Origin of the sequence: Francisella marina (assembly GCF_008369785.1) — a bacterium.
GTDB lineage: Bacteria > Pseudomonadota > Gammaproteobacteria > Francisellales > Francisellaceae > Francisella > Francisella salimarina.
Map to the genome: position 1 here is coordinate 1,349,227 of NZ_CP043552.1, position 14,591 is coordinate 1,363,817.

The following is a 14,591-nucleotide window of genomic DNA, read 5'->3' on the forward strand; positions in this document are numbered from 1 at the left end:
TATTTTAGCAGTACATGATAGACATAGATGATAGCTGTTGCCAATCATAATCAGGACATTTAGTAGGCTTTTTAAGTGGCTGACAATATGTTCTCCATGTACCACCACCATAAGTCTTCATTATCAAACATTTCTTATAGCGCTTCTGTTCACCACTTAATAAACCAACTGTTGTTATTTGCTCAATAGGATAACCATCTTTTAGTTTATATTTAAAATCATCATTTTCATCTTTATCTATATCATTGAAAGATTCTTCAATATCCTTAGGAGTACTAATACTTTCAAGAAGTCCATCATAGTTTTTTGGCTTATAATCCTCATCATAGTTTTTAACATTTTCATTTATATAATCACCTGATGATTTTTCTGAATATGTATTATAGGACTCATCAAATTTCTGATCTACTTTCTGTGTTTGGTTACTATTGACTATATCACTCGCTTTACTCAAAGTATTACCTGCTGTACTCTTAATAAAATTGTCTTTTTCTTTTTTAGACCTTTCTTCTAATTCTTTATTGAAAGCATCAATCTTTTTTTTGGTTTCAGATGGTGTGCTATCTGCTAAAATAGCATTTGCTTCTGCAATCAGCTTATCATAATCATCATCACTTGTATCAACCAAACTACTCAATGCATCTCCATAATCATTTGCCTTAGGAACATTATCATCACTCTGATTTGTATCGAGAATCTGAGTGTTATTAGATGATGTGGGCGCCGTATTAATTGCTGAATCTGTATTTATAGATGTTTTTTGAGCATAATCTCGTAACGGATTATCACTCGTGTCTACATTAACTGCTTGATTAGCTTTAGCTGTAATAGTATCAGCAAAAGAACTGCTAAAAAATAAAGATACCATAATGAAAGAAGATAAAATCTTTATTTTCATAATTTATTAAAAATATTTTTCCTAAACAAAGTATATTCGATATTAAACATATAAAAAAGAGCTTTTAACTAAAGATATTAAATAACAATCTGTTCTTCATGTAGTTCAATACTATAATGTTCTAAAACCTCTCGTTTTATGAGCTCTATAAGTCGCAGTATATCCTCACCCGTAGCATGACCATTATTAACTATAATACCTCCATGTTTAGGGGATATCTGAGCACCTCCAACTTGCTTACCTTTAAGTCCCAGCTCTTCAACCATAACTCCTACAGGCATATTTGCTTGAGGTCTCTTAAAAACACTTCCCGCTGTAGGTTTTTGAGGCAAATTCAATAACCTTCTCGAATAGATATCATCAAGTTTCATTTTAATCTCTTGCTTAGATTTTGACTCAAACTCAAACTCCGCTGATAATATACAAATATCATTAAGATATTTAAACATAGAGTATCTATAACCATACTCAATTTCATCTTTGAGATATTTCTTTATTTTTTTTGTTTTGAGATCCAGAATCGTAACACTTTTTACATATGTATATATTTCATCTCCATAAGCACCGGCATTCATAATCAATGCACCACCTACACTAGCTGGAACATCATAAAAAGTCTCTATGCCACTTAAACCAGCCTCATAGGTCGCAAGTGCAAGATCTTGCAATAAGACTCCTGCTTGAACTTTTACACATTTATCATCAATATTAAAGGAATTAAAATTTTCACAAAATACCACAAACGCAACATCATCATAATATTCTTTTGAAAAAATAACATTACTACCGTTACCAAGAAAAAATACCTGATTATGCCTATTCACAATTTCTAATAACTCTTTTTCATTATTTGGAAAATAAACATGCTTAGCATAAGATTTTATGCGATATGTATTATACTGTTCTAAAGATATATATTTTGACATCTGCTACCTAAACATTACCATCTAAAATCTCAATCTGCATAAAATGAGACATATTTTCTATAAGATTATTATACCCTCTAAAAATTTGATGAGCATTATTAATAGTCGAAAACTCATCCAACAATGATCCAGCCATTAAACATGCCATGCCTGCTCGCAAATCTTTTACACTCATTACAGCAGGACGTATATTTTTCAAATCTCTAACAGGGCTTATTTTTATTAAATTATTATCTATTGAAATATTGAAACCCATCTTACGGATCTGGTACACATAATTGATGCGTTCAGGATATACGGTATCTTGAATAGTACTTGAACTATTTGCCATAAATAACATAACTGCAAATATAGGCTGCAAATCTGTAGGAAAATGTGGAAAAGGTGCTGCTATTATATCATCACCTTTTATAATGCTATCTTTACCGAAGAATTTAATACTATTACCAGCTTGATCATACTCCCATCTAGCACCTATATTTGTAAGCTTCTCAAGAGGCTTTTCAATGTTATAAGTATCATTAGTATTAATATTCGTAATTGTAACATTTGTTTTATATAAATAAGCCATAGCAGCATAGGTCATAGCTTGAATCCGATCAAAAATTATCTCAAACTCACATCCTGACAACCTAGAAACACCAATTACCCTGATCTTCCTACTATCAGTATCAAAATAAATATTTGCACCACATTGATTTAGATAGTCAATTAAAGTAACGACCTCCGGCTCTAAGGCAACATTTTCAAGAACTACCTCAGAACTACCTATGACAGCATACATGACCAAATTCATAGTAGCACCAACAGAAGGAAAAAGCATTTTAAACTCAGCGTCTTTTTCTTCCTTATAGATAACATCTATATAATCATCCGCCAACTTCACTTCTGCACCAAGAGCTTCCAACCCATTAAGATGAATATCAAAAGGTCTTTTTTCACTAAAGCTACAACCTCCAGGAAAGCCAATTCTTACACGACCCTTCTTCTTCAACATAGAGCCTAGTAGCATCAGTGAGCATCTAGTTTTAGATGTCATCTCACCGCATAACTCAAGAGGTTCATTCGAGATAGAACTGGTATCAATAGTTACACACTCTCCCTTCTCTACGACTCTAGCACCAACATTTTTTAAAATTTCCTTAGCCCCTTTATAGTCTAAAAGAGTTGTAGGTACATTACAAAACTTGGTCTTAGTATCTGGAATCAATCCTGCAAAAATTAAATGTAGCAGAGCATTTTTTGCACCACTAATACTAATCGTTACTTCTTCAGCAATTTTATTTAGCTTTTTTACTCTTACTGCCTTCATCTTTTGTTCTCTTATTTTTTCTATCTGCAAAAGGATTGTCTGACTGTTTAAATTCAAATACTATAGGAGTACCACGAAAATCTAAAGCTTCTCTAAAGAAATTTTCTAAATATCTTTTATATGAGTTAGGTAATCTATTAACTTGGTTACCATGTATAACGATGACAGGAGGATTATGCCCACCAACATGAGCATACTTAAGCTTAATTCTAAATTTACCAACCATCGGGGGTGAGTGAGCCTCAACAGCAAGTTGCATCAGACGAGTTGCATCTGCTGTAGTTATTTTTTTATTCGCACAATTATATGCAGTATCTATAGACTCAAACACATGCCCCACATTTGTACCATGCAATGCTGAAATAAAGTGCATATCGACATAATCTTCTAAGAAGAATAATTTTCGCTTCAAATCTTGTTTAACTTGATTGCGATCTTCTTCAGTCATACCATCCCACTTATTTATAGCCAACACAAGTGCTCTACCATTCTTGATAGCAAAATGTATCAAACTTAAATCTTGATCTGAAATTCCTTGTCTTGCATCAACCACAGCAACCACAACATTTGAATCTTGTATTGCTTGTAGAGTCTTAATAACAGAAAACTTTTCTAATGTCTGTTTTACCTTACCTCTTTTACGCACACCTGCTGTATCAACAATAGTGTATTTATGCCCATGGCGCTCAAACGGAATACTAACACTATCGATAGTAGTACCGTGCATATCAAAAACCACTACTCTGTCTTCTCCAAGCATTCTATTTGTGAGTGTTGATTTGCCTACATTAGGACGCCCAATAAGCGAGAAGTGTATACCATGGCGCAGTTGCTCCTTATGCTCTTGTGTCTGAGTGTAGTCCTGATAGTATTCATTCAGAGGTTTTTTAAGAAATTTATCAATAAGCTTTTGGGTGTTTCTACGATGTGCTGCTGATACTGAAAATACTTTTTCAAAGCCAAATTTATAAAAATCCGCCATTGCAGACTCTTCTTCAACACCATCTACTTTATTCACGACAACTACTACTTTCTTATCTTTCTGACGCAAAAGATCGGCAACATACTCATCTCCAGCTGTTAAACCTGATCTACCATCAACCACAAAGAAAACTAAATTCGCTTCATCTATTGCCATCTGAGACTGTTTTGCCATAAACTCATCAAAACCTGCATCTTGATCTGATATACCTCCAGTATCGACAACAAGATAATCTAAGCCATCGTATTTAGCCTGACCATATTGACGATCACGAGTTACTCCCTCAAAATCAAAAACCAATGCATCACGAGAGTTTGTTAAAACATTAAAAAGAGTAGATTTACCAACATTGGCTCTACCAACTATTGCAACCAAGAAAGACATATATGTCCTATAAATTTATTATATATACTAATTACTAATCTTACTCTATTTATCGATTTTTATAAAGCTAAAGCTCATATTAAACATACACAGATAAATCTATAGTGAACGTATTCATTTTCTGACCATTATACAAGCTTTGCCAAGAGTACTCTGGGCCAACCAGTACATTATCATCAAATAAAGACCTTTGGGTAGATATCAAAATCTGATCTTTAATCCCTGAAGCTGTTTTGAAAGTCCCAACCCCTGCAGATAGTGGCATAGGAATATTATCAGCATTATAAGAGTGTCCATAACTGGCGTTAATGTTTTGCCCCTTACCAAACAATGTTAATGTATACGCAGCCTGCACTGTAAAAGCTCCTGCATAAGCATTACCATAACCGTTAAACTGTGTACTTTGCGTAGTAGTCGTTGCCCAACCTGCCCCAAGATTTAGATTACCAGGTAAAAAAGGTATACTCTGGATACTAATTGCTGTATCGACATTAAACTCACCAACACGATTATTTATAAAACTAAATCTACTATTAGCTCCTCTAATATCATGCATATACCCTAGGTTAAAACCAATTTGTCCTAGATTATCAATTTTTACAGCATCGAAGTATGCTAATGAAAAAGTTGCATGATTCTCCGCATCAAAAAGTGTAAAGTTGGCATTTGAGGTGTCACCTCTATAGTTTATAGCTGCATTGGTAATTCTATTTGGTCTAAACATGTTTGCGGTAATACTATTTGTCCATGGACCACCACCGCCATAAGATCCAACAGAAGGTCTATACTTACCAACAGATACAAATACTGGTGTTGTGTCAAGATTACCAAAAATAACAAAACCATCCTGAAGATCATAGTTATTATTTTGATCAGCGACAAAATCCATATTAGCAGTTACATAATGCCCAAGATTTGCCAAAAAATATAGTGTTGCACTTGTTAGGTATATATTTTCGCCATTACCCTCAAAAGTTCCACCTGACCTTGTTGTAATATTGCTACCATTCCATGTCTGAGCATCTGCCTGAATAAATCCACCAAAAAAGATTGCATAATCATCAAAGAATGCTCTCTGTCTAAGAATACTTGATGCAAAAAGGTTACTTGGTAACTGACCAATCGGTACGGTGTTATTACTTGAGAATGAGCCCACATAAGTAACTTCACCCTGCGTAGTAATCTTAACTTGATCACCAACATCGACCTGGTCGCTATCGCTATTAGCAGGGGCACCTATAACCATTTGCTCTTGCAAATACTGCTCTCTAACTCTTACATTTTTATCAAAATCACTAAATTCAATATTAGCTTTTTGTTGCGAGCCTAAGCCAACCTTGACTTCTGTATTTTCTTGCTGATCTAAATTATTAATCTCTGCTTGTAGCAATTTAATTTGACTTGCTAATTGAGCAACTTCCTGTTGACTCAACTGTTGCTGATCATCTGCATAAGAGATGTCAAAAATTGAAAAAATTAATGCTGAAGCATATATCTTTTTTTTAAGCATTCATAATATATTTCTATACGTATACTGACATATCGAGAGTAATTGTATTCATATGTTCACCACTATATAGTCTTTGATATGCATACTCTGGACCAAATAGAACGTTATCATCAAAGTATGCTCTCTGAGCAGAGAAAATAAGCTGCTCTTTAATACCTGTTGCAGTATTACCAAAGTTTGGTGATGCATTTGCTGTACCCATTGGTATTGCTTGAGAATTGTATGATTGACCATAAGTAACGTTAAAGTTAGTATTTCTACCTCCTAGCATAGCTGCGTAGTTGAGTGCTCCGTACCATGCACCTGCTAACACATTACCATTACCAACACCGTTAAACTCTTCGGCATTTGTGGTACTTGCCCATCCGGCACCTATCTGGAATATTCCTCCCCACATACTATAAGCCAAGTTTCCATCAACGTTAATAGCACCAACTGTATCTCCTTTTCTATTCAAATTATCCAGAGCTAATGGAATAGAGCTATTTCCAGCACCTGCAATATTATATACATAACCAACGTTAAAACCTGCACCTAGATTAGGAGTCCAACTATCTGCATAGAATAGACCTGTAGAGAAGTTTGCATGCTTGTCATCTGAACCAAATACAGCCACAGATGCGTTCCATACCGCGTCTTTATAGTTTAATGAAACGTTAGTGACATTATCAGGAGCTAAGAAACCGGTAATACCACCTGTCCATGAACCACCACCACCATAAGATCCAACAGTTGGTTTGTTTCTACCTGCTGTTACAAAGAATGGCGATGTATCAAGGTTACCAAATATAACAAAAGCGTTACCTAAACCAAAGCTTCCTGACTCATCTGTATCAAAGTCAAACTGCGCTGTTACATAATGCCCTAGATTTGATAGGAAATACAGTTTTGCATTCGTTAGATATATGTTTTGTCCATTAGCAGATAATCTTTGATTGTTAGGATTATTCTTAGTAATTCCACTACCCCACCATGCTTGTGCATCTGCCTCGATAAAGCCACCAAAGAATACCGAATAATCATCAAATTTCTCTCTTTGACCTAATAGTGTAGATGCAAAAAGGTTTGAAGAAATCTGTCCAATAGGAATACTGTTGTTACCAGAGTATGAACCTAAGTAAGTTACCTGACCTTGTGTAGTAATTGCTGGAGCCCCACCTACGTCAATACCACCATTTGAGCTGAAAATACCTCCAGCTGGCTGATCTCCTAAACTTACAATTGAGTCGCTAGCACTAACATTTTGCATAATATCAGAAGGATCACTATCTGACACTAGAGCTCGACTTAAATCTCTACCTTCACCATTACCACCAAGAGATCCGTGGTTTTTATTGCCATCTACTTTTGAACTATATGTAGTAAACGATGAGCTACCATTAGATGTATTTTTTAAACCACCATTACCATTTTGTGATTTTAACTGCTGTAACTGACCTTGAAGCTGCTGAACCTGCTTCTGTAAACTAAGCAATAACTCTCTCTCATTCACGCTACCACTTGACTGCTGAGAAGCATTTGCTGAAGTCGAAGCTGAGCTTGTACTATTTTGTGATGATTGACCAAGACTCTGATCTCCAATACTTGTAGCTCCCAGAGGCCCTCCCTGAGAAACCACTTGTGGGGAGTCTTCTGAATAAGCATAACCATAGCAAGCTAGTAAGCTGCCAACCAACATACAAGTTCTTTTCAATCTACCTACCACAACTCTTCCTCAAAAAATATTTAACTAGTGACATAGAAAAATCTTTTTGAGTCTAGCATAATTTTATGGTTGGTTTCAACAAATTTTATGCATCAATATAAGATAAGATTTATTAATTTTAGATAGGCATATAAGGGGCGTAAGTTGGTGTCCAAGACGATAAATTAATTAATCTTTCTACCTCACTATCAAACTCTTCCTCTGTAAGATCTTCCAAATCAACGTCTACACCATGAACATTTTCCAAAATAGCTTGCTTAGCTACTGCTTTAGTTATCTCTTTCGTTACTTCAACTAAGTCAGATATTTTAGCAAGCAATGGTTGTGTTATATCTTCATTGATTACCATTGGAGATAATTCACTCAACCTGTAACAAGCAGCTCGAATCATACCTTTTGTAAGAATTTTTGCATGCACTGCAACTGAACCGAGGCCCAAACCAGGAAATATAAAGGCATTATTACCTTGAGAAATTCTATATTTACACCCATTATATGTTACATCTGGGAATGGACTACCTGCGGCTATCAGTGCCCTACCTTCTGTCCACTTAATAATATCTTCAGGTAATGCTTCACATAGCGAAGTTGGATTAGATAAAGGCATAATGATAGGATAATTATTATTTTTAGCCATTGTTTTAATGATTTCCTCATTAAATGATCCTGGCTGACCTGAGGTTCCAATTAAAATATCACATTTTGTATTTTTGACAGCTTCTTCTAATGTTATATAACTTGGATCTTCGACTTTCCAGGTATCAATCTCATCACTAAATTTAACAAAAGGCTTCTGTTCAGGTGTAATTCTTTTCGCTCTTAACTTATCGCATACCAAACCATACCTATCAACTAAATAGATACTCTTCATAGCTTCTTCGATAGATACACCCGCTCTATCTGATATTACATCTGCAAGCTGTCTTGCAATACCACATCCTGCGCTTCCAGCACCATAGATAACTATTCTAATATCACATATACCACTTATAGCTTCTTCGGGAGTCAACTCTCCCACCTCTATCCTTTTTGCACTAGCAGTCTTGACAGCGGCTATACAGTTAGCTGCTGCCACAATACCGGTACCTTCTATGTCATCATTAAATGTACATAGCTTATCCTTATATTTCTCAAGGATACGTGTAGCATTATCACGACCCAGATCTTCCCAGTGCAAAAACACATTAGGAAACCTTGTCTTAACCTGACTCACAAATTCTTCAATAAATTCATCATAAGTCTCACCTGAAACCCTTGGCAGGCGTATACCAAGATAGCCAGGTGCACTTAGCAACTGATCGTTATTAGTACCCATATCCAACTGAACTGGTAAAACTCTCGCTGGATCTATACCGCTAGCGGCAACATAAACCATGATCTTACCGATACTAATATTCATACCACCAATACCTTGATCGCCAATACCAAGAACAGCTTCACCATCTGTTACAAGAACTAAGTCAATACTGTTATACTCGTATCTTTCTAAGATCTTAGCAATATGTTTTTTGTGGCTTATAGATAAGAAAAGTCCGCTCTGTTTTCTAAATGAGCTACTATACTTTTGTACTGCTTCACCAACTGTAGGTGTATATATAACTGGCATTATATCTTCAATATTTTCGCGGACAAAATGATAAAAAAGAGTTGTATTTAAATCATGCAACCTATTCAAAAATACATATTTCTCAAGAGCATTTGGCTTTTGATCAAGCTGCCTTTTAACTCTAGCAGCTTGCTCGTCCAAACTTTCAACTTTCTCAGGAAGATAACCGATTAAATCAAATGCAATTCTTTCCTCTTGGCTAAAAGCAACATCTTTATTTAAAACACGATTATTTAATAATTGCCTACCAGTAAGATTTGTCTCAATCGCAAAAACCTTACCAATCTTATTCCTTAATTTTCTAATTCTTTTCTCACGTGCCATGATTTAAACCACTCAATAATAATTTGTGTTATACGATAACCTAAACATCTAACAGATAAGTATCTATCAGTAGTTGCTTTTTTTCAACAAAAAATGAATACTATAGGCTATTATACTCCTAAATAAAATAGCTTTAAACCTTCTTTTTTATAATGAAAATTATTACAAACTTAACCAAAACTAATAATTCTTCAGCCAAAGCTGTAGCTATAGGCTCATTTGACGGTGTTCATCTAGGACACCAAGCAATCATAAAAAAGCTTATCAATATAGCTAAGGAGAACAATCTAGTACCTTGTATTATGTTTTTTGAACCTTTACCTAAAGAGTTCTTTCTCAAAGAAATTGCGCCTTCGAGAATATATGACTTTAGAAATAAGATTATCAATCTCAGTAAGTTAGGAGTTGAATATATAATCTGTCAAAAATTCAATGAAAAATTTGCAAATATAGAAGCAAGAGAATTTATTGAGGAATTTCTTGTTAAAAAGCTAAATACAAAACATATAATAGTTGGCGATGATTTCAAATTTGGCAAAAACCGAACTGGCAACTATGAACTATTAAAACAATACTCCCTGACTCACAAATTTACAGTTGATAGAATTTCTACACTTAATCTTGATAATCACCGTATAAGCAGTAGCCAAATTCGACAGTCTATTGCCGAGCACAATATCAAACAAGCAAACAAACTACTTGGAAACTCACTAAAGATTAATTCGAGAGTTTTACATGGACAAAAAAACGGTAGAAAAATCGGGTTTCACACTGTAAATCAGAAGCTACTCAAGAATTCAGCCTTAAAAGGAGTATATTTATCAAAGGTTCATATTGGTAACGAAATATTCTATGGAGTTACAAATGCTGGCACTCGACCTACTATTGATGGTAAAAACAATCTTCTAGAAACACACATATTCAACTTTAATGAATATATTTACGGCAAACACATAACTACTGAAATTATTGACTTTATTAGACCAGAAAAAAAATTTAACTCGTTTGATGAACTTAAAGCTCAGATTTCTAAAGATACAGAAACTGCAAAAAAATTAATAACTACATTATAAAGAGTATTAACATAATAACCTTTGTACTTTATAATCTCAGCTTAAGTAATTTTAATTTCAGAATATAAACTATTTATAAATATCTAAGGAACCCTCATGAGTGACTACAAAGACACCTTAAACCTTCCAAAAACCTCTTTCTCAATGAAAGGCAACCCGGCAAATAAAGAGCCTATGATTCTTAACAAGTGGGAAAAACAAGGTATTTACAGAAAAATCAGAGAACATTTTGCTGGTCGAGATAAGTTTGTATTACATGATGGTCCTCCATACGCTAATGGAAGTATACACGTTGGACATGCTGTTAATAAGATTCTGAAAGATATAATTGTCAAATCAAAAACACTAAGTGGGTATGATGCCCCTTATATCCCAACATGGGATTGTCACGGCCTGCCTATAGAGCTACAAGTAGAGAAAAAGCACGGTAAAGCTGGACAAAAAATATCTGAAAATGCATTTAGAAAAGAATGTCGTAAATATGCAAAAAAACAAGTAGAAATACAAAAGAAAGATTTCAAGAGATTAGGTGTATTAGGTGAGTGGGATAACCCCTACCTGACTATGGACTTTAATTATGAAGCTAACATGATTAGAACATTAGCAAAGATTATTGAAAATGGTCATTTAAGTAAAGGTTTTAAGCCTGTACATTGGTGCACTGACTGTGGATCAGCACTTGCAGAGGCCGAAGTAGAATACATGGACAAAGTTTCTCCAGCCATTGATGTAAAGTTCAAAATTAAAGACAAAGCGAAGCTTGCTAAAGCCTTTGGTCTTGAGTCACTGAATCATGATGCTTTTGCAGTTATTTGGACAACTACTCCATGGACGTTACCAGCGAACCAGGCCATAGCTGTTCACAACGAACTTAACTATAGTCTAATCAAAGTTGAAGACTCATACATCATACTAGCTGAGAACCTTGTTGAGCAGACTATCAAGAGATATGCAATCGAAAATGCTCAGATTATAGCTAATACAAGCGGCAACAAGCTAACAGGAATCATAGCAGAACATCCTTTCTATAGTCGTCATGTACCAATTTTACACGGAGACCATGTAACAGATGATTCTGGTACGGGTATGGTTCACACAGCTCCAACTCACGGTGTCGAGGATTTTGCATTAGGCGTACAACATGGTTTATCTATGGAAATTTTTGTAAAAGGCAACGGTTGTTATAGTGAGAATACTAAGCTCTTTGCCGGAGAGTTTGTCTTTAAGGCCAACGACAGAATCATTGAACTCTTAGGTGAAAAGAAGCGCTTAATGAATTTTGACAAAATTAAACATAGCTATCCTCATTGCTGGCGTCATAAGACTCCTTTGATATTTAGAGCCACACCTCAATGGTTCGTTAGTATGGAAAAAGAAGGTTTGCGTGAAAAGGCTATTGAGGCAATCAAAGAAACTAGTTGGGCTCCTAGCTGGGGACAAGCCCGTATAGAGGGTATGATTAAAGATAGACCAGATTGGTGTATATCTCGTCAAAGAACTTGGGGGGTACCATTGCCTCTATTTATTCACAAAGATACTGAAGAATTACACCCTAACACTATCGAAATACTTGACAAAGTAGCTCAAAAGATAGAAGCAGGTGGTATTGAAGCTTGGTTTAATGCAGACGATAGTGAATTCATATCTGAAACAGATACATACAAACGCGTAAAAGATACTTTGGATGTATGGTTTGACTCTGGCTCATCAAGTATGTGCATTTTAGATATAGACAAAAGTTTAAGCTACCCGGCCGATTTATATTTAGAAGGTTCTGATCAACATCGTGGCTGGTTCCAAACATCTCTATTAGTTGCTATGTCTGCTAAAGGTAGCCAACCATATAAAGAAGTTTTCACTCATGGTTTTGTAGTTGATGAACATGGACGCAAAATGTCCAAGTCTCTAGGCAATGTAACTTCACCTCAAGATATTTACAACACTCTAGGTGCAGATATACTTCGTCTATGGACAGCATCTACTGATTACAAGAGCGAAATGGCTGTTTCCGATCAGATTCTAAAAAGAACTGCTGACACTTATCGTAGATTACGCAATACTGCTAGATTCTTATTATCAAACTTAGAAGGCTTTAATCCAGAAACAGATATTATTGAGTTTGACAAACTAGTCAAGTTAGATCAATGGGCAATAGCCAAAACAAAAGAATTCCAGGACAAAATAATTGAAGCTTATGATAAATATCAAACTCATACTGTAGCCCAGTTGATTCATCACTTCTGCTCTATTGAAATGGGTAGCTTCTATCTAGATATCATCAAAGATAGACAATACACTGCAAAAGCAGATGGCCATCCACGTAAATCAGCTCAAACTGCCATATATCATATAGTACATGCTCTAGTAAGATGGATGTCTCCTATACTTTCATATACAGCTGATGAAATTTGGGAGGCTACACCAAAGACTACTGACCTACCTATTCAACTTTGTGAGTGGTATACTGATCTAAAATCATTTAATGATCAAGATGAATTAAATCTAGAATTCTGGGCAAAAATTCAAGAAATACGCTCAGAAGTCAATAGAATACTTGAGATTAAAAGAAATGAAGATGTAATTAAAGCATCATTAGAAGCAGAAATTATCATCTATGCAGATAATGATAATTATAAACTTTTAGAGAAGCTTGGTAATGAGCTTAGATTTTTACTGATATCATCAAAAGCGAGTCTGAGAGCTATTGAGGAAAGAACAAATAACTCTATTGAATCAAATATCACAGGCCTAAATGTTGAAGTTAATAAAATCGAAGAACCGAAGTGTGAAAGATGTTGGCACCGTAGTGCCACTGTAGGTCAAAATCAAGAATATCAAGATATCTGTAGTCGCTGTATTGAAAATATTACTACCGAAGACGGAGAATCACGTGAGTTCGCTTAAATATAAGCTTAAATATTTTATAATAGCAATTGCTATTATAATTGCTGATTTATACACAAAATATTTGGCTAATACACAATTAGAATTTGCACAACCTGTAAAAGTGACTAGCTTCTTTAATTTTACTTTATTATACAACCATGGAGCTGCATTCAGTTTACTAAGCAATGATCAAACATCATGGCAAATGATTATGTTTGCCACTATTTCATTAATCGCTGCAATTGTGCTTATATATTTGATAATCAAACAACCAACTAGTGCAAGACTTAACCTAATCTCATTCTCACTTATATTAGGAGGAGCTCTAGGTAACTTCTATGATAGGGCTTTTCAAGGTTATGTCATCGACTTCTTAGATTTTCATATTGGTAATTATCACTGGCCATCTTTTAATATAGCTGATTCAGCAATAACCTGTGGCGTAATACTTCTGATACTTGCTTCGTTATTTACCAAAAAATCATAGTGTTTTCTTATAGTCAGTATAGAACTGCCTAGCTTTAAACTCATTCCCTCCGTAAGAAATACTATATACAGTTTGGCCCATTTTTGAATCCTGTTCCATAATAACTCCCATATACTTCATATCAGGAAGAGGCTTATTAAGTTCCGCGATAATAGTAGCCGTTTGAGGTAACTTCTCATTAATCATGATTGTATAACCGTTATCTTTAAGATACTCAATCAACTTCTTATACCTATCATTAAAATCCTTTCCATCCAGACGAATAACTTGATCTGGATAGTTCGCCACTAAAAATCTAGCTCCATCGATATCATTTGTATGCTTACTATAACTAACTTCTCTAGCTTTACTATACCTTGTTAACTTATCATAGTGATCAATATTGTCCTGAATATCTTCTTTTATAGTACAAGAAGCCATAGACAAACCCACTAAACTCAGCACAAATATTCTTTTATACATTTCAAACTCAAAATACGAGAATCCCAATAGATTAAT

The 14,591-nt window shown here is 34.8% G+C and carries 11 protein-coding genes; 3 read left to right on the plus strand and 8 right to left on the minus strand.

Annotation, left to right across the window (positions count from 1 at the left end; genetic code table 11):
- Nucleotides 1–4 precede the first annotated feature (4 nt).
- From F0R75_RS06590 to F0R75_RS06620, 7 genes are all read right to left on the minus strand, one after another.
- The gene (locus tag F0R75_RS06590; protein ID WP_149367892.1) at nt 5–898 is read right to left on the minus strand and encodes a hypothetical protein; all 894 of its coding nucleotides are present in this window, start codon (nt 896–898) and stop codon (nt 5–7) included.
- Nucleotides 899–975: 77 nt separating this feature from the next.
- A complete protein-coding gene (gene murB / locus F0R75_RS06595; protein ID WP_146421873.1) occupies nt 976–1,824 on the minus strand; it encodes a UDP-N-acetylmuramate dehydrogenase in 849 nt (282 codons plus the stop codon).
- Nucleotides 1,825–1,831: 7 nt separating this feature from the next.
- Nucleotides 1,832–3,136: a UDP-N-acetylglucosamine 1-carboxyvinyltransferase gene (locus F0R75_RS06600; RefSeq protein ID WP_179951686.1), complete on the minus strand. Its 1,305-nt coding sequence runs from the start codon at nt 3,134–3,136 to the stop codon at nt 1,832–1,834.
- Entirely contained in the window at nt 3,105–4,502 is a 1,398-nt protein-coding gene (gene der, locus F0R75_RS06605; protein ID WP_149377245.1) for a ribosome biogenesis GTPase Der, read from the minus strand. The genes F0R75_RS06600 and der overlap by 32 nt, the downstream gene beginning before the upstream one ends.
- A 79-nt stretch (nt 4,503–4,581) precedes the next feature.
- A complete protein-coding gene (locus tag F0R75_RS06610) occupies nt 4,582–6,012 on the minus strand; it encodes a DUF3573 domain-containing protein (protein ID WP_149367891.1) in 1,431 nt (476 codons plus the stop codon).
- A 13-nt stretch (nt 6,013–6,025) separates the two neighbouring features.
- A complete protein-coding gene (locus tag F0R75_RS06615; RefSeq protein WP_425460469.1) occupies nt 6,026–7,690 on the minus strand; it encodes a DUF3573 domain-containing protein in 1,665 nt (554 codons plus the stop codon).
- 145 nt (nt 7,691–7,835) lie between these two features.
- Complete coding sequence (locus tag F0R75_RS06620) at nt 7,836–9,650, minus strand: NAD-dependent malic enzyme (protein ID WP_146421869.1); 1,815 nt, start codon at nt 9,648–9,650, stop codon at nt 7,836–7,838.
- Nucleotides 9,651–9,799: 149 nt separating this feature from the next.
- Here F0R75_RS06620 and ribF point away from each other — a divergent pair, with 149 nt between their 5' ends.
- From ribF to lspA, 3 genes are all read left to right on the plus strand, one after another.
- A complete protein-coding gene (ribF, locus tag F0R75_RS06625; protein WP_146421868.1) occupies nt 9,800–10,720 on the plus strand; it encodes a bifunctional riboflavin kinase/FAD synthetase in 921 nt (306 codons plus the stop codon).
- 96 nt (nt 10,721–10,816) lie between these two features.
- A complete protein-coding gene (gene ileS, locus F0R75_RS06630; protein ID WP_149367889.1) occupies nt 10,817–13,624 on the plus strand; it encodes an isoleucine--tRNA ligase in 2,808 nt (935 codons plus the stop codon).
- Nucleotides 13,611–14,093 (plus strand): signal peptidase II, encoded by a 483-nt coding sequence (lspA, locus tag F0R75_RS06635; protein ID WP_149367888.1) that lies wholly within the window; start codon nt 13,611–13,613, stop codon nt 14,091–14,093. The genes ileS and lspA overlap by 14 nt, the downstream gene beginning before the upstream one ends.
- Here the strand turns inward: lspA and F0R75_RS06640 are convergent.
- Nucleotides 14,088–14,555 (minus strand): hypothetical protein, encoded by a 468-nt coding sequence (locus F0R75_RS06640; protein ID WP_041263596.1) that lies wholly within the window; start codon nt 14,553–14,555, stop codon nt 14,088–14,090. The genes lspA and F0R75_RS06640 overlap by 6 nt on opposite strands.
- Nucleotides 14,556–14,591 lie beyond the last annotated feature (36 nt).